Annotated in this window: 14 protein-coding genes; 2 read left to right on the forward strand and 12 right to left on the reverse strand. The window is 62.1% G+C overall.

Going from position 1 to position 22,889, the window contains the following annotated elements; genetic code table 11:
* Positions 1 to 14: 14 nt before the first annotated feature.
* From RPMA_RS15420 to metC, 6 genes are read right to left on the reverse strand one after another with little or no spacing between them, the layout of a single operon-like run.
* Positions 15 to 782, reverse strand: coding sequence for an ABC transporter ATP-binding protein (locus tag RPMA_RS15420; protein WP_249225212.1), 768 nt, complete (start codon positions 780 to 782; stop codon positions 15 to 17).
* Positions 783 to 810: 28 nt separating this feature from the next.
* Positions 811 to 1,887 carry an ABC transporter substrate-binding protein gene (locus RPMA_RS15425; protein WP_211908359.1) on the reverse strand — a complete coding sequence of 359 codons (1,077 nt, stop codon included), beginning with the start codon at positions 1,885 to 1,887 and terminating at the stop codon, positions 811 to 813.
* Positions 1,888 to 1,904: 17 nt separating this feature from the next.
* Entirely contained in the window at positions 1,905 to 2,336 is a 432-nt protein-coding gene (locus RPMA_RS15430) for a PaaI family thioesterase (RefSeq protein ID WP_211908361.1), read from the reverse strand.
* A complete protein-coding gene (locus tag RPMA_RS15435) occupies positions 2,333 to 3,346 on the reverse strand; it encodes a zinc-binding dehydrogenase (protein WP_211908363.1) in 1,014 nt (337 codons plus the stop codon). Before RPMA_RS15435 ends, RPMA_RS15430 begins: the two co-directional genes overlap by 4 nt.
* A gap of 18 nt (positions 3,347 to 3,364) precedes the next feature.
* Complete coding sequence (locus tag RPMA_RS15440; protein WP_211908371.1) at positions 3,365 to 4,255, reverse strand: VOC family protein; 891 nt, start codon at positions 4,253 to 4,255, stop codon at positions 3,365 to 3,367.
* 32 nt (positions 4,256 to 4,287) lie between these two features.
* Complete coding sequence (gene metC, locus RPMA_RS15445; RefSeq protein WP_249225213.1) at positions 4,288 to 5,403, reverse strand: cystathionine beta-lyase; 1,116 nt, start codon at positions 5,401 to 5,403, stop codon at positions 4,288 to 4,290.
* A 241-nt stretch (positions 5,404 to 5,644) separates the two neighbouring features.
* Here metC and RPMA_RS15450 point away from each other — a divergent pair, with 241 nt between their 5' ends.
* A complete protein-coding gene (locus RPMA_RS15450) occupies positions 5,645 to 6,103 on the forward strand; it encodes an Lrp/AsnC family transcriptional regulator (RefSeq protein WP_211913681.1) in 459 nt (152 codons plus the stop codon).
* Positions 6,104 to 6,335: 232 nt separating this feature from the next.
* On the opposite strand, the gene RPMA_RS15455 is transcribed toward RPMA_RS15450, so the two are convergent.
* From RPMA_RS15455 to RPMA_RS15480, 6 genes are all read right to left on the reverse strand, one after another.
* Complete coding sequence (locus tag RPMA_RS15455) at positions 6,336 to 7,103, reverse strand: filamentous haemagglutinin family protein (RefSeq protein ID WP_211908375.1); 768 nt, start codon at positions 7,101 to 7,103, stop codon at positions 6,336 to 6,338.
* Positions 7,100 to 18,829 carry a filamentous hemagglutinin N-terminal domain-containing protein gene (locus tag RPMA_RS15460; RefSeq protein WP_211908377.1) on the reverse strand — a complete coding sequence of 3,910 codons (11,730 nt, stop codon included), beginning with the start codon at positions 18,827 to 18,829 and terminating at the stop codon, positions 7,100 to 7,102. The genes RPMA_RS15455 and RPMA_RS15460 overlap by 4 nt, the downstream gene beginning before the upstream one ends.
* 228 nt (positions 18,830 to 19,057) lie before the next feature.
* Entirely contained in the window at positions 19,058 to 20,026 is a 969-nt protein-coding gene (locus RPMA_RS15465; RefSeq protein WP_211908379.1) for a FecR family protein, read from the reverse strand.
* 28 nt (positions 20,027 to 20,054) lie between these two features.
* Complete coding sequence (locus tag RPMA_RS15470; RefSeq protein ID WP_249225214.1) at positions 20,055 to 20,531, reverse strand: RNA polymerase sigma factor; 477 nt, start codon at positions 20,529 to 20,531, stop codon at positions 20,055 to 20,057.
* A gap of 65 nt (positions 20,532 to 20,596) precedes the next feature.
* Complete coding sequence (locus RPMA_RS15475) at positions 20,597 to 20,806, reverse strand: hypothetical protein (RefSeq protein ID WP_211908383.1); 210 nt, start codon at positions 20,804 to 20,806, stop codon at positions 20,597 to 20,599.
* A 673-nt stretch (positions 20,807 to 21,479) separates the two neighbouring features.
* Positions 21,480 to 21,944, reverse strand: coding sequence for a hypothetical protein (locus RPMA_RS15480; protein WP_211908385.1), 465 nt, complete (start codon positions 21,942 to 21,944; stop codon positions 21,480 to 21,482).
* A gap of 367 nt (positions 21,945 to 22,311) precedes the next feature.
* Between RPMA_RS15480 and hspQ the strand changes: the two genes are divergently transcribed.
* On the forward strand, positions 22,312 to 22,644 hold the full coding sequence (hspQ, locus tag RPMA_RS15485) for a heat shock protein HspQ (RefSeq protein WP_211908387.1): 333 nt from the start codon (positions 22,312 to 22,314) through the stop codon (positions 22,642 to 22,644).
* Positions 22,645 to 22,889: the final 245 nt, after the last annotated feature.

Genomic DNA, 22,889 nt, shown 5'->3' on the forward strand with positions numbered 1-22,889 from the left:
TCTCTCACTTACTCTCACTTGGCGCGCGGCGAGAACATCGCGCGGAGTTCTGCACACAGTTCGGCAAATGCCGGCAGGCCCATGGTTTCTTCCGTGCGCGGCAGCGGCAGTTCGATATTGACGTCGCGCATGATGCGCGCGGGACGTGGCGACAGCACGAGCACCCGCGACGACAGGAACACGGCTTCCGGAATCGAATGGGTGATGAAGATCACGGATTTCCGAGTATCCATCCAAATACGCTGCAATTCGACCATCATATGCTCGCGCGTCATCGCATCGAGCGCCGCGAACGGCTCATCCATCAGGAGCAGGCTCGGATCATGCACAAGTCCGCGCGCGATGCCGACACGCTGTTGCATGCCGCCCGAAAGTTCGTGCGGATAGTGCTTCTCGAACTTCTCCAGCCCCATCAGTTCGAGCAATTCGCGGGCACGCGCCCTGCCCTTGTCAAGATCCATGCCTAAGGTCCGGATCGGAAGCAGAATATTGTCGATCACATTCTGCCAGGGCAGCAGCGTCGCCTGCTGGAATACGATACCGACGTCACGGCGGGGACCGGTGATCGGCCGACCATCGAGTTCGGCCACGCCGGAGGATGGCGGCAGCAACCCCGCCGCCACCTTCAGCAAGGTGGATTTACCGCAACCCGACGGGCCGAGGATCGAGAGAAACTCGCCTTTTTCGAGCGTCGTCGTGAAGTCTTCGAGCGCCTTCGTCTTACCGCGCGACGAACTATACGTCACATCGAGATTTTTGGTCTGGAAGACTGGCTCGCCCACCTTGATTCCCCGTTCGTGCATCATTGGATCAGTCCTTGAAGGCCTTCGCCTGGGCGACGATCTTCGCGGCATCGAAGTCTGAGAATTTTGGCACCAGCGCATTGGTGTAGCAATTCTCCACATCGACGGTCTTCGGCTCGAGTTGGCCGCCCTCATGCAGGGCCTCGGCGAAATCAAGCCAGACCTTCTGGTCGAAGCTGCCCCACTGGCGCGGCTTACCGGTCGGGAAGCTGAGCATCTTGTCGAAGCGCGCCGAGAAGATCTTCACGCCATCGGCGAGGACCTTCGCTTCGTCGCCGCTCGGCTTGGTGTTCGGATATTCCTTCCAGAACAGTTTGACGCAGGCCTCGCGATTGGCCTCGCAGAACACCGTCGCCTTGGCGATGGCGCGACCGAAACCGGCCAGCACTTCCGGCTTGTCGCGGATCATGTCCTCATGCGCCACGAAGCCATTGCTGAACAGGGCCTCGTAACGCGGGAGTTGTGGCAGACGGCGGATCTTGGTGCCCTCTGCTTCCAGCGTCGCGTGCTGGGCGTCGAACAGGTTCAGCACGTCGATGCGTTTGCTAGTGAGGGCGAGGAAGGCGGCACTCCCGACGCCGACAGGCACCATGGTGGCGTTGACACCGAGATCCTTGAACGCCGCCTTGGTGATCGGCACATTGCCGAAGGTCATCGCGCCGACGCCGACGGTCTTGCCGTTCAGATCCTTCAACGACTTGAGTGGTGAGTCGTCGAGGACGGCGAACTCCCATCCCGAACTACGGGTGGCGTTGTAGAAGTATTTGATCGGGAGCTTTTCCTTGCCCGGCGCACGCGACAGGATCAGCGTGTCGGGATTTGGATAGCCGATGTCGACGCGCTTCGCCAGCATCTGCGGCATCAGCGTGCCGGTGCCCTTGAAGCCCATCAGTTCGACATCCAGCCCTTCTTCGGCGAAATAGCCGAGCCGCTTGGCGGCGACCATGGGCACCTGCGACAACGTCATCTCGGTGACGTTGCCATACACGATCTTGGTCGATGCGGCGCTCGCCTGCCCGGCCATCAAGGCGGATGCTGCTGTCACCAGCAACAGGCGCGAAAGTCTCAAACGAAACGTGCTCATGCAAATACCCCGTTCTCTCAACCTGTAATGGGAACGTACGTCCCGCGACCGATCGCGACCAGTTTGCGGTCTTCAGAGAAGATGTCGATGTCGATGACCGCCGACGTTCTTCCTGTCTTTCGTACGACTGCAACACCTTCAAGAAACGCGCCAACTCCGGGGCGAAGATAGTCGATCCGCAGATTCATCGTCGGCACACCGCCACCGACCATCATGCCGATGGCGAAATCGCCGACGACATCGATCAGCGCGGCGATCGCACCGCCGTGAAATTGCTGCGTTCCCTCCCGGCGTTCGTATTCGGGACGCAGCGGCATGCGCACGGCAAATTCGCTCTTGTCGTGATCGACGCGCAGGACTTCGAGATTCATGAAGTTGATGAAAGGCGATCTTGCGAAGATTGCCTCGATATCAGGCTTCTGAAGCTTTTTTACTTCGGATCCGCTCATGGTTTGATCAAAACCTTTCCGAACAGATGACGGTCTTCCATGTGCTTGAACGCATCGTTGATGTCGGCGAGACCATAGGTGCGATCGATGACCGGCTTCAGTTTGCCGCCGCGCACGAGATCGAGCAGGCTCGTCAGGTCGTCGCGGGCCCAGCCGTTGGAGCCGAGAATCTGCAGTTCGTAGCTCCAGATGAAACGCAGGTCTTCCTTCGGATCGTAACCGGCGGTGGCGCCGCAAGTCAGAATGCGGCCACCACGATGCAGCGTGCGTAGCGACTTCACCCAGGTATCGCCGCCGGTGAAATTGACGACGACATCCATGCCCTTTTCATAGAGGCGACGATGGGGCTTGCCGAATTCGGCGAAGACCCACTTCATGAAATCGTCTTTCTTGTAGTCGACGACATGATCGGCGCCGAGTTCTTTCAGGCGCGCGAGCTTCTCGGGGCTCGACGCCGCAGCGACCACTTCGGCGCCTGCGAGCTTGGCGAGTTGCACGCAGCATGTGCCGACGCCGCCGGATGCGCCGAGCACCAGGACCTTTTCGCCGGCCTTCACCTTACCGATCGTCACCATCATGCGCCACGCGGTGCCATAGGCCACCGGCAGACAGGCCGCGACGTCGTAGCTGACATCGTCGGGCAGACGCACCAGATGATGATCCGGGACGGCGCAATATTCGGCCAGGCCACCATGGCGCGCTTCGCCTAGGACGCCGCCGAACGTCTTGCGATCCGACGGATCGATCATGACGCGATCGCCGACTTTCCAGCCGCCCTCGACGCCCTCACCCACCTCGACAATCTCGCCGGCGAAATCCAGCGCCATGATCATCGGCATTGGCACCGTGATGCCGGGCATGCCGTTGCGCGTGAAGACGTCGTGATAGTTCAGCGTGGCAGCGTGAACCTTAATGACGACTTCGCCGGAAGCAGGCTTCGGATCGGGGAAATTGGTTTCATATTTGATCGAGCCCGGACCGCCGTGCTCATAGATAACTGCAGCTTTCATCTGCCTCTTCCTTCGTCTTCACGCCGTTTGAACAAAAACAAGAATGCTGTGGCTCGCTTCGGTCGGAGCGACCCAGATGGAATCGTCGGAGTCCAGCGATGCTCCGGCGACGAACGGTACGTCGTTGCGATCGAGATGCGCCTTCAAATCCGGCAGAGACCTTACGCCGATGCACGCGGCGCCGACACGGTTCACGGGATGACCGTTCGCCACAGGAGAGACCGCGCGCATCGTCGCCTCGGTCATGACCCAGATGCTGCCATGGGCCATCGCGAAACGATATGCGTCATTCTGGGATACCGGCGGGCCCATGACCAGCGCCAGACGTTTCAATGCTGAATCCACATCGTTTGTGACCAGATACGTGGAACGAAGCTCTTCCGCGCCGTTCGGATGCAGCATGAGATGCTGCTGCCACAGCACCTCCCGCGTGTCGTGTTCGATCACGATGAAGCGCGCATCCGGGTAATCGTGCGAATCGAGATAGACATTGCGAAACCGAGCGCGCCGGACATCCTCGTCGGATGCGCCGAATGCCGCATCCCGTTCGAGCGTGATCGGCTTCGCCGCAGCAACACCGCGCGCGGCCAGTTCCGCCTGCATGATGTCCGCCGACTGGCACGCAAGTGCAACGATGTGCAGCCCCTCATAGGTGGACACCATCTGCTTGACGTTGCTGGGAAGCGCATCATCAACGAGGCCGAGCAGTTCGAAATAGCCTCGCCGGAACATGGCGCAGTGATTGCCCGATCCCCACGGCACCACCGGGCCGCCGGGAACGACCGAGCCGGCATGCATGCTGCGCGACGACAGATTGAAACCCAGCCGGGCGAAGGCCGCCCTCGCCTTCTCGAGATCGCGAACGGCAAGACCAAGATGATCGAGCGCTAGTTCGGAAACCACAGCCATTCCAGATCCTCCCCTATGGTGTTGCGCTACGGCTATGCTGCCGTTTCGACACAAAGCGCGGAATCCAGTGCGCCGCACATGTCCTCGATGAGGTCCTGGACGTCCTCCAGTCCCGCATGGATCCGGAGCAGCGGCCCATCGCATCCGCCAGTGGGTACGCATCGCTTCGGCGGATCGACCAGCAGCGCTAGGCTCTCGAAGCCGCCCCATGACAGGCCGATGCCGAACAGATTGAAATTCTTGAACAGTATCGACAGTTGGCTGCGCGACATCGGCTTGAGGACAACGCCGAACAGACCACTGGCGCCGCGGAAATCGCGCTGCCAGATCGCATGACCCGGATCGTGCGGCAGGCCGGGATGTATGACCCGGGCAACGGCGGCATGCGCCTGCAGGGCTTCGGCCAGCCGCAGCCCGCTCTCATGATGTTGCTTCATGCGCACCGACAAAGTGCGCAGCCCGCGCAAAGCGAGGAAGATATCGTCGGGACCGGCCGTCTCGCCGAAGTCATGCGCGGCGGCCTGCAGCGCCGGCCACGCCCGCTCATTCGCCGTGGCGATGCCGAGCAATGCATCAGAATGTCCCACGATATATTTGGTGGCGGCCTGGATGGAGATATCCACGCCGTGCTCGAACGGCTTGAAGAACAGCGGCGTCGCCCAAGTATTGTCGAGCACGACGAACGCATCCTGCCGATGCGCCACCTCGGCGATGGCCGGAATGTCCTGAATTTCGAATGTCATCGAGCCCGGCGATTCAACAAAGACAACGCGCGTCGCGGGCTTGAACCGGGCGATCAGATCGGCGGTGTCGCTGGGCGCGAAATATTCGACGTCGATCCCTAACCGCTTAAGCACCCGCTCGGCGAAAATCCGCGTCGGCCCATAGACGCTGTCGCTGATCAGCAGGTGGTCCCCGACCTTCAGGAGTCCCAACAGAGCATGGGTGCAGGCCGACAGACCGGACGGAAACAGGATCGACCGATAACCGCCCTCGAGGTCGCAAACAGCCGCCTCGAGCGACCGCGTCAGTGGGGAACCGAAACGGCCATAATTGGCCATCGGATTGTCTTGGGTCTTCTTCGATTCCCAGTCTTCGAGCGTGTCCGACAAAATGGTCGATCCGCGGTAGATGGGTACGTTGACCATGCCGCAATGCTCTGACGGCGCCCGACCGGTATGGGCAAGGCGCGTATCGAGTTCAAAAGGCTTCTTCCGCCGCGGCAACAATCGCATTTCCAGCACTTTCGTCGTTCTAATGCGCGAAATATACATCCTGAAATGCGGGCGTAATTTGCAAAATCATGCTGGCTTATGCACGCTACCTGCAATATTATTCCTCTCTGATATCAGATTGAGGATGTTCATACTCATGTCACGTGGAGAAAAGCTGGATCGGTTCGATCGTGAAATCCTTGCGCATCTCCAGGAGGATTCGACCGTGTCCGTTGCCGAACTGGCCGAGCGGGTCGGCCTGACCTCGACACCCTGCTGGCGCCGGATCCAGCGACTTGAGGAGCGCGGGGTGATCAAGAAGCGGGTGACGCTTCTGGAGCCGAAGCAGATCAATCTCAGTTTCACTGTCTTCATCTCGATCCGCACCCGCGAGCACCGGTTCGACTGGTTCGAGAACTTCCACAAACTGGTCAGCGAAATCCCGGAAGTCACCGAATTCCACCGCGTCGCGGGCAGTACCGACTATTTGCTGAAGGTGGTCGTGTCCGACATGGACGGCTATGACCATATCTATAAGACACTCATCAAGGGCGCAGACCTTGCAGACGTAACGTCCATGTTCGTGATCGAAGAGATCAAGCACACGACGTCACTGCCGCTCACGCACGCATGAAATTCGAAGCCGAGACCGGCTTTCGACACATCGAAGGGTCTGTCAGCTAGGCCGGGAACTGCGCCGCGGCAGGCCGCAATGTTCGGTGCAGACACGGCTCCGCCAGCGCTGCCGCCAGGAGCGGACATTCGGAACGTCGAGCGCCCCGCCATCACTCATTCGTATTTTGCGTCTTTGTGTCGATGAGCAATCAGACAATTGCTCATCGACGATTTTCAGGGTCACCAGCGCATCAGCGAACGAGCCGACGCCTCTCCTCCGGGGTGAGCTGATCCAGCGCCGCCTGCTCCAGTCTGCCGGCGCCGAGCACCTGGACCGGACTGTTCGGGTTTTGCGTGCGGCGCTCATCGCGCGGTTCGGTACGCAACTGCTCACGCTTCCTTTCGTCGTCATCCCCGCTGCCTCCGCCATAGCCGAGCACTTCGACGATGATCACCGATGGCTGTGTATTGGCTGACTGCGTCGGGGTCGCTGTCTGCTGGGTCGCAGCGGCGGCATTCGAGGTGGACAATGCAGCGGAGATGCTCGGCGCCTGCACGACAGGAATGCCCGCGCTGCTGCCCTGCACCTGGATATTCGCCGCATTCAACACCTGCAGTGCGGCAAGATTGACGTTGCCCGAGACGCGGATCCCGGCCTCGCCGGCGTCGATGGTGCCGAGCGGCGCGATCAGGTCGATGTCGCCGGCCTCCACTTCCGGGATCGGATTGAGCGTCGCGATGCCGGCGCCCGAGGACGGCGTCACCGGTGCCAGCGTGACATTGCCATACATGTCCATCGTCCGGCGCGGTGGCGTGTAAAGGATCGTGCTCTTGGCGCCGCGGCCGGCATTGATGTCGCCAGTCGCAGACCACGCCAGAATGTCACCGCCGAAGGTCGTCATCATACGCGACAGGCCGAGCAAGACGCTTCCTTGCGAATAGATCTGGATGTTCCCGCTGCCTTGCGTCACGAGTCCCGCTGTGGCGCCCGGCACCACGCCTTCGACGCCAACGATCACCTGTCCCCCGGTGCCATCATCTGGATGTCGCCGCCGAACAAGGTCCGCACCGAGCCGTCGCGCGTGCGGCGCACGCTGTCATTGACCATGGTCACGGGATTGTAGACGTCCTCGAAATATTCCGTGCTGAACAGCGTGATGTCGCCAGTGCGGACGATTGCACTGCCGTCCGCATTCTTCTCCGGGAACAGGGTCGCAATCATCTCGCGGCCACGCAAATAGGAGCCGAAGCGCTTCGACGTCGGATCGTTGTAGTCACGCCCGCCCGCGCGCAGTTCGGCGTAATAGATCTCGCGCAGGAAGATGCGCTGCTGCTCCGGCGCAAGGGCGTCGAAATAAGCGAGGTTTTCTTCGGCGCTGCCGTCGTGCCCGTAGCGGGCCTTCAGCCAGTCGGCGAGTTCCTTGCCATAGGACTTCACAGCCTTGCCGGGCTGATCCGCCAGCGGCATGTCTGGATTGGCGAGGTTCGCCGGATCGAGATAGCGCGTGCGAACCGCAGCCCAGTTCGCGTCCGACATGCCCGCCGCCACGAACACGCTGGCACCGGGTCGGTTGTCGCCGGCGATGATCGATCCCAGCGAGGTGATCGCGCCGCGATCTTCCTGGCGGATGTTGCGTGCAGCCGTCACTTCGAGCGTGCCGGGGCCGGCGATATCGAACGAGCTGAAGATGATGTCACGGCCCGCGGACACGATCGACACATCCGTCTCGGACGAGTGGGCGATCAGGTTGCCGGTGGAGCGACCGCCCATGCCGGTGGTCGGCATATAGGTGAACTGACCGATATTGGTCCCGCTGTTGACGATGTCACGACCGGCCTTGATCCAGACAGGCCCGCCGGCTTCGTAAAGTGTTCGGCCGTTCAGGGCGTCGGTGAAGCTTGTCAGAACCTCGCCCGTTCGAAGGCCGACGATGTCTCCCGACAGCGCATAGAAACGCGCCGGCTGCAGATCGTAGAGACCGGAAGCGGTATTGGGGCCGAAGGCGAACATGTTGTTGGCCATCTGGAAAGCCAGCGGACTGAGATTGCTCATGGTCGCCGGGTTAAATGGGGTCGGGACAACCGATACATCCGCGCTCGACCGTGTGATCGCGTGGCCACCGGCATAGATCGAGTTGCCGGCGAGAAGCTCAAGCTCTCCATACGGCGATGGCGCCAGCATGAGCGAGTAGCCCAGAGGCTTGCCACCCTGCCGAACCGCGGAGGCCCCTGCATAGATGCTGCCTGATGGCGCGGCGGCGCGCAGGATCGCGGGATAAACGAACCGTGCGCCGGTCGCACCCGCCATCGCATTGGGAGCAATCTCCGACCCGGCCTCGCCCAGTTGAATGCTCGGTGTGAGATTGCCGCCCGCAGCAAACAGATCGATCGAGGTCCGGTCCGTCCAAAGGCTGAACCAGGGATTGGACCCACGAACCGCAGGATCGATGCTCGGCAGGCGACCACCGTCCCAAACACCTCCGGCGACGAGATCGCCGCGCGACGTCAGGCTGAACGTGGAGTCGCCCGGCATCAGCATCAAACCGCCGCCCGCCAGCGCCCAGGTCGACGTGAACGGATCGTAGGCGCGCACTTCCTTGGGATCCTGGAATGCCGCGAACGGACCATAGCGAAGCTCGACATTGCCATGCGCCCCCGCCTGGATCGCGGCATGACCGCGCAGATTGGCAGCGAGACCGCTCAAACCCAGGTTGAGATATTCGGGCGTCGGATTGCTCGAGCCCGGGACCATTTCCATATGCGCGAACCGGTTCGGATTGATCCCGCCGCCGATGCGGACATCCATGTCGCCGCCGCCGGTCAACAGCAATTCGCCATTGGCATTGACGCGGCCGGTCGAAGCGACGGCCAGTACAAGCCCCTGGCTGCGCGGATACACCTTGGTATCGACGCGGCCCGGGCTGAGCACGTCGATGGTGCCGGCGCCGCCGCGCACATCGACCTGCAGATCGCCGCCGCCGAGCGTGCCGTAACCGGTGAAGCCGACAAGATAGGGATAGTCGCTGAACGGCTGAGTGTCGTTCCGCCCGGCAACGTAGCTGCCGAAATTGATCCACCACGCCGCGCCATTCGCAGCGCCGGCGACATCCCCCTGCCGCCACAGCCAGTTGGCCGGATCCGCACTCGAATTCTGCCCGTGCCGGCTTCCTTCGGCACCGAAGACGCCGCCCTGCGTCCATGAATCGCCGGTGAGATTTCCGCCGGCTTTCAGCAGCAGGTTGCCGCCGAGTTCGGGATACCAGGCGCGATAAGTGGCATCGGCACCACTGACGAGACTTTCATAGTCGGAGGCACCATCGCCCAGAACCGAGCCGTTCCGCGTGACACGGGGGGCGCTGAAGACCGGATCCACGTTCCGCGACTGCGTGCCCGCGGTGTAGACACCGTAGGACGAGCGCATCGCGATATTGCCGCCGGTGACAATATCGAGATCACCGATGCCGGTGCGCAGGACGCTGAACATCGGCGTGATCGGATTCACTTCGGCGAGAACGCCATTGCCGCCGATGCTGACGCACTGACCGCTTTCCGCTAGACAGACATTGTAGCTGGGATCGAGTGCCCACTCATCGACTGGCTTGCCGGGCGTGCCGCTAAACTGATTACCGGGAGCCCACAGCCACGAGACCTTCACGCATTGTCCGGGTTCCTGCAAGCAGACATTGTAATCCGGGTCGAGCGCCCAATCATCGACCGGCGTGCCGGGCACGCCGCTCATATAGTTGCCCTCCGCCCAGTACCAGACGCCGCCGCCTTCGAACCGATCGACTTTCGAGAAGTGCGTATCGGCAAGCGTGAGATGGCCATTGGCATCGCGCGGGCGAAGCATCCTGGTATCTGCGGCCTCGATGTCTGCACCGGCGACGAAGCGCATCGACCAGGATTGCGAGCCGGCGGGCAGCATCGAGGCAACCGCCCAATTGGCGCCCTGACGTCCGTTCGAGTCAGCTGGCCTGAGATTCACCTTGATGGCGTCAGCCGGCAGTTTCAGATCGGCCTGGGAGGGAATGAGGCCTCCCATGGGCAGGGTCACATCGCCGTTGATCGTCGCGACCGCAGGCAGCGCCACGCCCTTCGGCCAGATCATGGCGCGGAGCGATGCGCTGACGGGAACGATGAAACCGGCGCCGAGACGGGTATTGGCAGCGAGCGTCACGTCAACGGCGAGACGCGTGCCCTTGGCGTACAATAGCGTCGTGCCATTGGCGGCGAAGATATCTCCAGCGAGAATCGTGTTGGCTGGAAGCGTGATGCTGCCGTTGAGAACTCCCTCGACAGGCAGCTGCGTGCCCGCAGGGACCGTCATCGCCTTGATCGGCAGATTGTAGTTCAACGCGCGGCCAGCGGGATAGGTCGTGCCATCGGCAAGCGTCACGTTGCCGTTCGGCACGACGACGTCGCCGCCGTAAGAGAGAAGCCCCGGACGCAGCAGCCAACCATCATTATCGGGGGTTTCCGGCGGCGGCGCGAAGCCGTCATTGATCGAGCCGTAGATGTCGAGATTGCCGCCGGCACGAATGGTCAATTTGCCTACTTCGCCCGAGCCGTAGATGCCGGAGCGCTGGAAGTTCGGATTGACGCCCTGATAGCGGTAGCCGGACAGATCGAGATCGCCGACCACCACGAGGTCGCCATCTGCGGTCGCACTGACGATCTCGACGCCCGATCGGAGATGGAAAGCGTCTCGATAAGCGGCGTTGTTAAGACCGGCGAGCTTGCCGTTCATCAGCGCATTGCTACCGAGCGCGTTGGCGACGAAGAGTATGCTCTCGTTGTGTTTCTGATCCAGATAGGCCTGGGTGATCTGCTGATATGGGCGCCCGCTTGCTGCCGGGTCCGTGCCATAGGCGGCATCGCTGTAGCGCTGCACCGCATTGACCGCGATGGAGCGCGCGCCCTGAATGGTGATGCTGCCGCTGGCGTCGATATCCACATCTCCGCTCGTTGCACCGCCAAGGCGCGGCACATTGAGCTCCAGCGTGCCGCGCGCGACGCCGTCGTGCTGGCTCGGACCGGTGCCGGATGCGGCAGCGGTGCCATGGCGTAAGTCGATCCGCGCGCCGGATGCGAGGGTCAGCCGCCCCGTACCGGAGCTCAGCTCCACGATCGCCCGGTTCGGGCTATCGATGATCTTGCCGTAGCTATCGACGCGTAGAATCGTACCATGTGCGTCGAGCAACGCACTGCCGGCGATGGTCAGTCCGTTCTTCGCTGCGAGGCGAATGATGCCAACTTCGGCGCCACTGGCATCCACCGTACCGGTGACCGTCAGATGACCGCTATCGAGCGAGACGTTGATCTCGCTGGCTCGCAGTTCATTACCGATGACGAGATCACCCTGCTTCAGCTGGAAGCCGCGGCCGCCGGTCATGTTGCCGTCGTTGAGACGCGCGTTGAGCGCCGCGAACCTGTCGCTGAGCGTGCCTGTGCCGCCGAGATGCTGCGCCCTGATATCGACAAAACCCGCACGGTACGGCACCAGCGTGCCGCCGGCATCGTATTGCCCGCCCGCGGAGCCGAGAATGCGGCCGGCGAGATCGACAGTGCCCGCACTGCTCCCCAGCGCCGACGCGGTGAGGCGACCGGCGTGATTGTACTTCGCCGACAGGTCGATCACCGCGCCTGCATGTTGGGTGATGTCGCCATCCTTGCTTTCGAGAACGACATCGCCGCCCCAGGAGAATTTCTTCACGTCATCGAAGCTGACCTCGCGGCCCGACAGATCGAGCTGTGCCGCATCCGTGAGTACGATGTTGCCCGTAGCACTGACCGTGAAGCGGCCGGACGGCAGCACCACGGCACTCGCCAATGTGACGCTTTGGCCGGTCAGCGCCAGTTCGGCGCCAAGGTTTTTGGCTCCAAGGCTTTCCGCGCCGAGGATTGTGCCTGCCGCGCCGTTCGACACGACACTGATCGCCCCGCCCGCCGTGATGCTGTTCACCGATCCGGCCTCGCCGGTCAGCAGCGGCGCTGAGATCGTCAGATTGCCGCCCGTATAGGAATAGCCCTCGCCCGGTACATAGGCCCCCTGGCTTTGATAGAACGCGACGCTTCCCTTGTGATTGGCGGTGATGCGCTCGCTGGCATTGAGATTCACCTGAGCGAACCCGAGCGCGAGACGCCCCACATCTTCGATCCCGCTGATCTGTACATTCGGGCCATAACCGAAGGTGATGCGCTCGGCATCGATGTTGAGCGCGCCCTGCCCGGTGCCCGCCCCGCCTGCAATGACCGAGCCCGGTGTCCGCGCCAAGCCGCTCCACACCAGATTTTCGGTACGGATCGTCGCGACATCGCTGGAGCTGCCCGCGCCGTAGATCGCCGGCGTGCCGAACACCAGATTGGCGATGCGCGATGTGCCGTCTGCCGCGTAAGTGTCGAGCGTCACAGTGCCGAAAATGTTGACGGCCGAACTGGCGTTCAGCTTGAGGCTTTCCAGCGCCGGAGCGCCGGCCGAAACATCGCCACGCAACAGCCGGTCGAGAACCTCCTGGTTCAGCATCAGGCCCGATGGCAACACGCCCGCGGCGCTCGCCGCCGCCAGTGCCGCGCTGGTGCCGATGTTCAACGCCCCCACACCGATCGACAGATTTCGCGTACCGTAACGCACATTGTCGCCGAGTTCGAACCGGTTCGTCGTTGCAAACGCGATCGTCCCTTCGGAATACAAGGTCGTCGGCGCATTGCAATTGCCACTCGCCCCGCACGTCCCAATCAGAATGGCGCCTTGCGATGTAACCGTTGCATTTGAGGGAAGGACTTCGATCACGCCATTGGAAACCGCCAGCATCGAGCCGCCGGCATTCAACGTCGGCTGCGGCGTGTAGATGAAGCCGTCGCGTGAATCGAATGGCGTCGCGCCCATTCCCAACGTGCTGATCCCGGCGCCTGCCTCGATCGTAATCGCGCCTTGTGCACCGGACTGGACCAGCAGCACTTCGGCCGCGCGGAGCAAGGTGCCCTCGCGCAGGATAATGTTTCTGGCGTTCATCGAGCTTTGCAGGAAGGTGAAATAGTTGCCCTGCTGGCCGTATCTGACCTCGGCTGTCGCACCGATGGTCAACCGGTTGGCCGCCAGCGCGTTGAGATCGTCTGCATAAAGCGAGACGCCGCTGAAGCCAGCCGTCGCACTTTGTCCCGCGGCCAGAATTTCGAACGAACTTGCCGAAACGCCGGTGACATTTGCCGATCCCGCATAGCCGCCCGTTGCGGCGCTGAAATCGACCGCGCCGTCGAATTGCAACGCATTGGTACCGGCGCCAGGCCGCAAATAGAGGTGCAGGCTCTTGCCGTCCAGCGGCATCATCGCTCGCGGCGTGCCAAGACGCGCCGCATCCGCCACAGCAAACTGCGCGTAGGTCGTTTCATTGAACTGCGAAAGCGTGCGAACGACATTGGCCGATGTGAGGATCACCTGCCGGGAGAGACTGTCCCTGATCGCAGTATTGGCAAAACCCAGCCGGCCGCTGGCCATATAGGAGCCGTTTGGCAAAGCCGCGTTTCCGGCAAGGCCGCGCGGGTCAGCCGCAGTCGGGATCTCGACGCGGAAAGCTCCTGGCAACAACGCATAGGTCGCGGGCATCAAGGTGTAGGTGCCGGCCGGAAGGCCCGGAATGCTGCCGTCAAGCGTGATCTGCTGACCGACCAGCGGATTTCCAGTGCCGACTTCCGGCGTGACCGGCGCATAGCCTGCGCCATGGCTTGGCACGATCGCATAGACTGCATTGCCGTCGGCGCTATAGCCATTCGCCGGATTCGCCGCGATGAGCGGATTGCGCAGCACATCGACGGAACCACCGCGTCCCGACACGAAGCCCGCCCCCTTCAGATCGCCGCCGCCGGACAGGTCGATCAATGCGCCTTCCCGGACATCGACCGACTCGCCGTAGAGGAAGACGCCACGCGTCGCAGATACCGCGCCTTCGAGCGCAACCTTGTTTCCGTCATAGAGCCAGTCGATGCCATCGACCGTGCCGCCATATGGCATGACCAGGCCGCGCGAACTCGTCGAGGTGATGCTGCTCGGAAGCAGGTTCACGTTCTTTGCCGAATAGCTCGCGATACGTCCGAAACTGATGGTGCCCAGTGGCGCCCGGATGATGCCGCCCTGATCGATCCTCGCGGCATCCAATGTCAGTTGCCCGAACGCCGAATAGGGCATGTTCGGGATATCACCGGTCGTACGTGATATGGTCAGGATGCGAGCCGGATCGAAATCGGCACTATTGCCGCGCCAACCGGCAATGATCGTCGCATTGGCGCCCGTCACCGGATAGATCTGCGCCGCCGCCAGATTCAAACCGCCGGTCACATAGGCGCGGCCTGAACCGAAGCGCAGATCGCCCGAACTGATCAGCGACACCTGATCGAAGCCTCGCCGGTCGATGATCTGATTGCTCGCGCTGGTGATGCCGGGGATCGTCAACCGACCACCCGTGCCGAAACCGGAGCCTGCGACGACGTCGATCAAACCGGCCTTGAGTTCCAGGCTGCCGGTAACAGCCTGCTGAGATGTCTGCAGCTTGCTGTCACCGTAATGCATGCCGGTCCGATCAATCGGAACGTTGGAGTTGGAAAGATCAGAGCCAGCCACGCGAATGATCGATGCGGCGAGTTTGACATGACTGTTCGCGGATGCTCCCTCCGACCAGCCGAGCGAACCCGCATAAAGGTTGAGCGCCAGGCCGAGCGACAGATCCACATTGCCGTCGAAGGCGATCATGCCGCTGCTGTGCAGCGTCAGCGTATCGAAGCCGCCGTCCCTGACCTTGTCGACGCCGAGGCGTGCATGGCCGTAGACCAGACCATCGGCAGCAGCGGACGGATCGATGTTCTGCGGGAGCAGACTTGGCCCCTGGCGCTCCGCGACAATCAGTTCGCGGATGCGCCGTATACGCTCGGGGGTGCCGCCAACGACCACCTGACTGCCGATCCCGACCGTCAGGCTACCACCAGCTGCGCCCTTTCCACCTGCCTGAGCTCGCATGGTGCCGTCGAGATAGAGGCCGTTCGATGACGCCAGCACGATCTCGCCGCCATTGCTGGTCACATCGACGGCGCCGCGACCGGCAACATCCAGAACTGCATGGGCGCCTGACGCATCGAGCAGCGCGCCTTCGCGCACGACAACGAACAGGCTGGATCCTGCGATGCTGCCGTCTTCAGGATTGACGCGATTGCCGATCAGGATGCTTCCGCCCGCACCAACCGATCCGTAGCGCCGACCACTCAGATCCTGCGCGGTTACCGCGCGGCCCGCCACATCGAGCACAGCACGTTCGCCGATCCAGACCGACGTGCCGGCTGCCGCGACGGTGTTAGTGCCCACGCCACCCAATTCGATACGTCCACCGGCCGCTTGAAGCCGACCATCGACGGTCAACTGTCCAGCGCTCCGCAACGTGATCGCCTGGCCGGGATCGACCGTGATCGCCGCCATGTCGGCAATGTGAAGCACTGTGGCGCTTGCGATCGAGGACGCATTGCCTGCCTGGAGCAGCACGCTGGCGCCGTCACGCTGCTCCAACAGCCCGGTGCGCGGATTCTCGGTGTAGACGGGCGGCGTCCAGAGCTCGAGGGCTGCGGATGCCGGTGCGCCAGTGGCGACATCGAAAGCACGATCACTCGGGCGATAGACCGGTCGCTCGACCTCGATATGGGTCCCGCTCGCGACCGTCAGGCTGCCGCGCGTAATGACTTCATAATTCGCAAAGCCACTACGGAAAAGCGAGGCATCGAGATCGGTGCCAATCGTCAATGTTCGACCGAAGCCGAGTCTCAGCGTTCCGCTGCCCGACACGCCGAAGCCTTGCAACCGGCCATCGAGTTGCAAATCTCCTGTCGAGCTGCCGATGCCCGCCTCCAGGGTGATATTGCCAGCTGCCCCGCCCTTCAACGTGCCATTGGCCTGAAGCGCGGCCCCCGACGACACGTCGATCACACTTCCTGATGCAATCGACACGTCTCGAGAATTTTGAAGAAGGACAACGCCACCGTCGACATAGGCCGCCTTGAGGTAGTCGTCGCGGTTCAGGAGCGCATTGACCCACAAGCCGGTCACATCGAGGGTTGAACCGGTGCGCACATCGATACGCGACGTGCCGCCAGGTGTCGTCAGGACAACTGTCGTCCCGCCCCGGACGTCCGGCCGGAACGAGTTGCTCGCGGTGATATCGCCTCCGCGCACTGTGATGTTCGCCGCGATATCGATAATTGGCGCAACAAGATTGAGCTTTCCGCCAACCGCCATTTCGACATTGCTGTCGATGACGATGCTGCCGCTTGTTGCCAAATCGAGACCGCCGAGCTGCTGCTGCTTCAGCCAGCCGGCATCCAGCCAAAGTGTATTGGCACGACCTGCAGGCGTGGCGCTTCCAGCATCAAGACCAGCCGTGACATCTGAAATGTCGCCGATCCGGACATCCGTATCGAACACGCCCGTTCGACCGAGACTGGTGTATCGCCCGAACGCCAGCGTGCCGTTTTGCGCGGGTGTGGTCTGGGTCGCCTTATAGCCATCTGTGATGCCACTGCTTCGCTTGTTCGCCTGATAGGTGCCGGCAACCGTATCGGCGACGATCGTCGCTGAAATCATGCTGGTCGCTGCTGACAGGTTAAGCCGGCCCGCATCGCGACCGACGGTGTATCCGTCTTCCCAGCGCAGCGAGGTGCGTCCGCGATCGAAGACCGACGTCCAGATCTCCGTGAGGCGCTCGTCTGCCTGCCCCTGGATGTTATGCGTGCGGCGGAAGCCGCCGGCATAACCGGCATAGCCGAGATAGCCCGGCGCGTTGTCCACGCTGTAGCGGCGACCGTCGTTGCCGATCAGATTGGTGGAGCGCAGCCAGCCGCCGGCATAGTCGAGCGAGCCGCCGGAAATGTCGAACACCGCGCCCCGCTGCGCGATCACTTCTGGCGCCGACAGCGTGATGGTGCCGCCCACGGCGGTCCATTCGCCGATCCCATGCGCCGTGTTGGTGAGATAACCACCGACTTCGAGCAGCCCGCCAGCCGTGTAGTAACGATCGCCGTTGTAACCACCGGTGCCATCCGGCACCAGCGTCAGCGTGCGAACGTCGATCCAGACGTCGTTGTTCTTGAGCGTATCGGAATCGCGATTTTGCGGGCTGTCGCGCAGTTCGTTGCCCTGCACGTTGACTTTGACGTTGTTGGATTCCATCGTCAGGGCGACGTTACGCACGCCGGACACGTCAAGCCGCGCGCCATCTTCAGTGAAGATGCGCTGGCCTGCCGTTGCCGCAATCTGGCCGCCTTGCGCAGCCGTGTACGAATTCCCCTTGAAGACGATATTGCCGCCGGTGACGATCTCGATGCGCGACTGGTCCTGACGATCAGCCAGCAGCGACAGATTGTTGAACACCGCATGCGCCGCGCGCTGCGCATTGGCGGTGGCCGAGGCGGCGATCAACGCGTCGCGTTGCCCGTTGAGTGCCGTCTCCTTGCTGTCCAGTTCGGGCAGGATGGCCGTCAGACTGCCGGCGTCGAGCGTGATGCTGCCATCGCCGTCATTGGTCGCGTTCAGGAGGTGAATTGTCCCTCGCGTGTTCACCGACGTGGTCGCGATCAGAGCGCCATCCTGGGTGATGGTGCGACCGGCCAGCGTGATATCGCCTTGTTGCGCGAAGATGAGACCGCTATTGCCGACAATACCGCGGGTAGCGCCCGCCGCGATGGTCGGAGCGATCTCGATGCCACGCGTAGTCGAGATTGCGTTGCCGGCGGTGGTGAAACCTTGGCGCAGATTGAAGCTGTCACCGGCAGCGAGGATCGTCTGTCCCTTTGGCGTGCCGATCGACCCGGCATTGCTCACCTCGGTGCCCATCATCAGGACGAAGCCGCCACCTGACGTCACCGACGATGGGGCGCGTGTATTGATCGTGGCGCCCGCTTCCACGAAAATCTTTCCGGCGATGGCGCCCACGCCGCCTGCTCCTGCGGCGGTGAAACTCGGAATCCAGCTGTTGCCCGACTGCGCGCTGAAAATGCCGTGCGCCCGGAAATGAGCATCGTCGATATCGGCCGTGGAGGCGATCAGCGAGCCGACATTCACCTGGCTGTTGCCGCCGAAGATGATGCCGCTTCGATTGATCACATAGACATGGCCGTCAGCTTTGATATTGCCGAGGATCTGGCTCGGCGCGGTGGCGTTGTTAACGCGGTTGAGCGCGACCCAGCTGCTGTTGCCACCCTGATCGAAAGTCAACGTGGTGCGCGCGCCGATGTTGAAACTTTCCCAGTTCAGAATCGCCTGTTGGACACGCTGGCGAATATTGACCTGGGTCTGTCCGTTACCATCGACACTCTGGGTCGGCGTGTCGGCGGCATTGTTCCAGTTATATCCTCCCTGATCCAGGCCACCGGCTCCGAGGCCATTCGGGATCGCGAGCGGTGCCCGCGTAGAAACCTGCGCCGCCGCTGCCGCAGCCCGCGCAGCAGACTGCACCGCCTGAATGTCCTGCACGGCGCGCGCTGCTCGTGCCAATGACTGTTGGCTTTGCTGGGCTGCTGCAGCCGCCTGCCGCGCCGCCTGCGCCGCGGCATCGGCCGCAATGTTCGGTGCAGAGACGGCTCCGCCAGCGCTGCCGCCGTTGAGCGAACGGGCATGAACCAGCGGCGCGGACATCAAGAGGGCGACGGCGCTGACCGTCGTCAGCAAAGCGCCGGAACGCGAAAACACCTGATGCTTGTTGAAATTCGACGCCATGATTGCCCCTTACACGGCGCGACAGAACGCACCGACACCATTCCTGCGAAGGGACCGAGGCAGAACACATCGATATCCGCGATTGCGGCCGGCAATTTCTATTGCCGAACCGTCAATCGCGCATGACAGACACGTCCCTGCTCCCGTCTCTTCTCGTGATTGCCCGTAAGACGGTTGGAGGCAGGGCCGGACTGAACCGTGTCACAAATATTTCGTATGTAAATCGGCTCAGGACAGGACGACAATGGCGCCGGGCAGTGACGTGACCTTGGCACCGTAAGCTTCCCGGACCAGCGCGATCAGATCGTCCACACGGTTGATCGCGATACGTGCATCGACCGCGCGCCGGCCAAGCGCTTCATTCATCAGAACGATGCGCCCATTGCGATAGCGGTTGGCTTCATCGACCACCTCGGCAAGCGGCGTTTGCCGGAATACCAGTTGCCCGTCTCGCCAGGCCATCACGATGGCCGGATCAACCGTCACGGCCGCGCCGACCACGCCATCCGCATAAGCCAGCTGCCTGCCAGCGCGCAGGTCGGCCGATCGTCCCGCATATTCAACCACGAGCGCTCCGCGGTGGCAGGTGACCACCGACCGACCGGCATCACATCGCAAATTGAATTGCGCGTCTGCAGCATGAACGAGACCGCCAGCGGCGCGCACCGTCAGCGCTCCTGTTTGCATCGACGATACCGATATCGCAGCTTCACCCGCGATCAACTCGATCTGTCGTTCACTCGATCTCGGGCTTATGTTCAGGCTGCTGCGTGTGTTCAGCTCAACCGTAACGCCCTCCCCCATGGCGATCTCGCGGCGCTCGGCCGTGCGGGTTCGATAATCCGCTGCGAGCTCCTGGGGCGACGGCCACAGCTCCATGGGCGGGCGAGCGACCAGATAACCGGCACCGGCAACGGAAGCGGCGATGGCTCCGCCAAGAAACCAGCGTCGTGACGGCACGCCGCGTTGTGACGCCAGATGGGTCGTGACTGGCGCGACGGCCGGCAGCCGGGCAGCTGTCTCAAGACGATCCCACAGCAAATTCGCTTCGGCAAAAGCCCGCGCATGCGCGGCGCTGCGACCGCACCACGCCTTCAGCGCCCGCGCATCCGCTGCGGTGGCGTCGCCTGACGTCAGGCGCATGAGCCATGCCTGCGCCTCACCTTCCAGCGCCTGCGTCCCGCCCGCATTCGTCATGGGGTCCTCTTTTTCAGCCACCGTCCCCCTATGACTCTTTTGAACCGCCGGGACCGAACCGGCGAACAACTTTTCTTCCGAGCCGCTGTGCGCAATGGTGCAAGGCTTGGGCGAGCTCCTTCTCGACCATGCGCGGCGAGATGCCGAACCGCGCCGCAATATCGGTATGTTTCATCTCGTCGATCCGCGCGAGCAGGAAGATTGCCTTGCGCCTCGGCGTCAATTCGTTGAGCGCTGCCGCAAGAGCATCCATTTCCCGCCGGGCATCCGCAATCCGTTCAGGATCGAGCATATGGTCCATCATATGGCGCAGGGCATCGACCTCGGCTGCAGACAGTTTGCGGTTATCCGCCTCCTTCCTGTCGGCAGCCTCGTTGAGCGCCATCCGAAACAGATAGGATTCCGGCTTCTGGATCGCGCTGGCATCGCCGATGCGCTCCAACCGCAGCCAGGTCTCGTGCAGCACCTCGATAGCCAACGCGTCGGAGCCGAGCCGGCGGCGCAACCGCTCCCGAAAGCGTTGATATTTGTCCTCGAAAATAGCCCGCATGCGGACGGTCGAATTCTCCGTCATGGCGTAGCCGCGGGTCCGATTGCGCAATGCGCGCGGGCAACGTCGCCGCGCAGGATCATCGTGACCGGTTGCGGCAGGCCGGCCGGGGGCGGCGCGACACGGATCCGCATGATCCGCTCGGACAGCATGGCGCGGCGCCCGTCATCCAGCATTGTGACCACATGGACCGCATCGACCGCACCAGCCGGTCCGACCCATACCTGCACAACCCCCGCTCTGCGCCGAGATCGACGTAGGGGTCGTTGCAGAGCGAGCGTTCGGTCTGGTCCTGAATACGCGCAAAATATGCGCTATACACGCCGTTGCCGCGGCTCTCCGACGGTCCGTCCATCACCGCTTCCGGCGTATTCGGACCAACCGCAAAGGCGGTGTCATTGACGCGCCGGAATGACAGGCCAGTACCAGCAAGAAGGATGCGCAAAGCGTCCTGCGGCAAAAGCCTTCCTTTGACCTTGGAAGAGGTCCTGTTCCGCGCAATCTCCGCATCGACCAGAGCGGCCATTCCAGCCTGATCCGCGAATTCGGCAAGTGCGGCCACCAGCGCTTGTGCTTGAATGTCGTAACTTCGAACACCGCTCAAAGCTGACACCGGGCCACCAAGCAACAGAACTGTAACGACAGCAGCAAGGCGAATGACAACGCCCTGACGCGCAACACACGGCGCGGGCATCGAATATCACCCTTGGGTTACGCGAGTTCACGGCAGTAGGCACGTACCTAAGGGACTATTGTAACAGTTAGATGTCAGTGCAATCTCGATCGCTTATGGCATCCAAGCGTCCGCTTTGCGCGACTGCACCATGATCGATGGAAACGCGGGACCTGGATAAGACCGTATTCGGCACGCGAGAGCGAAAGAAACGCGCTTCGCAAAAGGCCCTAGAGTTGATCTGCGCGCAAGATCTCAACCGAGGGATCTGGACCTGCATCCGCATACGCAACATGCACAGCGCGGCGACCGGCAAGCGCGGTTTGCGACACGCAAGTTGTCCAGGCAAGACGGCAATCATCGTAGCTCTCGATGAGCCGGTTCACCGGGTGGCGTTCTGCGGCAACCAGCGTCTGCATGGCGGTGCGGTGTTTGCCGGCGTCCCGACTGCCTCTGCTGCAATTGCAGAACTTGCAGGCCATGGCCTTGGCCGCCTTGTCGATGGTTGCCACATGCTGGTTGAGATGTCGGCCGGATCCCGACACCCCGGCTTCGATGCGCAGGCGCACGCGGGCGGCGTCCTTGTTCTCACGCTCCGGAATGAATGTAGGTCCGTCGCAATAAAAACATGCGCCGTTCTGTTCGTGCCAAAGGCCGAACAACCTGATGTTACGATCCCTGCCGTTGTCGCTCACGATCTCAATCCAAACCAACTTCCAAGCAACCTGCTGCGGCCGCCCCTCGATGCGTCCGTCGCGAGGACAATTATCCGGATATGGGATGCCACGCACATGTCATGCAAATCACGGCAAGCAAAGCGCCCACTGACGCCACGCGCCGCATTCATTTCATTGCTCGGGGTCAGCCGACAGAATAGTCCCTGGACCGGCGATTTTAAAGTCTCGAAATATACCGCGCGATCAGAGCGTTACGCGCGGTCCGGCGCGAGCCTCTTGAAGGCTGTTACGGTCATCTGACGGCTCATCGGTATCCGGCCGGGCTGTCGCAAAACCGTCGTTTTGCCTCTAGCATCGGCCACAATCCTGGTCTATTCGACCAGACATGATTAAAGCGCGGACCGCCAAATTCCAGATCGGACAGATCGTCCGCCACCGGGTCTATTCATTCCGGGGCGTGGTGTTCGATATCGACCCGGTGTTCAACAACACCGAGGAATGGTGGCTGTCGATCCCGGAAGAAGTGCGTCCGCACAAGGATCAGCCCTTCTATCACCTGCTGGCGGAAAATTCGGACTCCGAATATGTCGCCTATGTCTCCGAACAGAATCTTGTCCCGGACGAGTCCGGCGAGCCGATCCGGCATTCGCAGGTCGCCGAGATCTTCGTCAAAGACAAGAGCGGCGGTTACCGCCAGCGCAATCCGTCGCTGAACTGACGATACCCCATCGGCCGGGCCTGCCGCCAAGGCGGAGCAGCATAGGTTTTCGCTCCGCTCATCCATTCAAGGATCGAAATTCCCCAAGCCCTTCTCCACCCCTCATGGTGAGGAGCGCGCCCTTGCGCGCGTCTCGAACCATGAGCTGGCCTGACGCCAAAGTCTGCGGCCATCCTTCGAGACGCGGCCGAGAGGCCGCTCCTCAGGATGAGGGCCGGATGTATAGCCCCCAACAGAAAAAGGCG

The organism is Tardiphaga alba (assembly GCF_018279705.1).
Classification (GTDB): domain Bacteria; phylum Pseudomonadota; class Alphaproteobacteria; order Rhizobiales; family Xanthobacteraceae; genus Tardiphaga; species Tardiphaga alba.

What these genes read in the sequence shown, in the direction of transcription:
- RPMA_RS15425 (WP_211908359.1), bottom strand. Translation starts at nt 1,887, where the DNA reads ATGAGCACGTTTCGTTTGAGACTTTCGCGCCTGTTGCTGGTGACAGCA.
- RPMA_RS15430 (WP_211908361.1), bottom strand. Translation starts at nt 2,336, where the DNA reads ATGAGCGGATCCGAAGTAAAAAAGCTTCAGAAGCCTGATATCGAGGCA.
- RPMA_RS15435 (WP_211908363.1), bottom strand. Translation starts at nt 3,346, where the DNA reads ATGAAAGCTGCAGTTATCTATGAGCACGGCGGTCCGGGCTCGATCAAA.
- RPMA_RS15440 (WP_211908371.1), bottom strand. Translation starts at nt 4,255, where the DNA reads ATGGCTGTGGTTTCCGAACTAGCGCTCGATCATCTTGGTCTTGCCGTT.
- metC (WP_249225213.1), bottom strand. Translation starts at nt 5,403, where the DNA reads ATGGTCAACGTACCCATCTACCGCGGATCGACCATTTTGTCGGACACG.
- RPMA_RS15460 (WP_211908377.1), bottom strand. Translation starts at nt 18,829, where the DNA reads ATGGCGTCGAATTTCAACAAGCATCAGGTGTTTTCGCGTTCCGGCGCT.
- RPMA_RS15465 (WP_211908379.1), bottom strand. Translation starts at nt 20,026, where the DNA reads ATGACGAATGCGGGCGGGACGCAGGCGCTGGAAGGTGAGGCGCAGGCA.
- hspQ (WP_211908387.1), top strand. Translation starts at nt 22,312, where the DNA reads ATGATTAAAGCGCGGACCGCCAAATTCCAGATCGGACAGATCGTCCGC.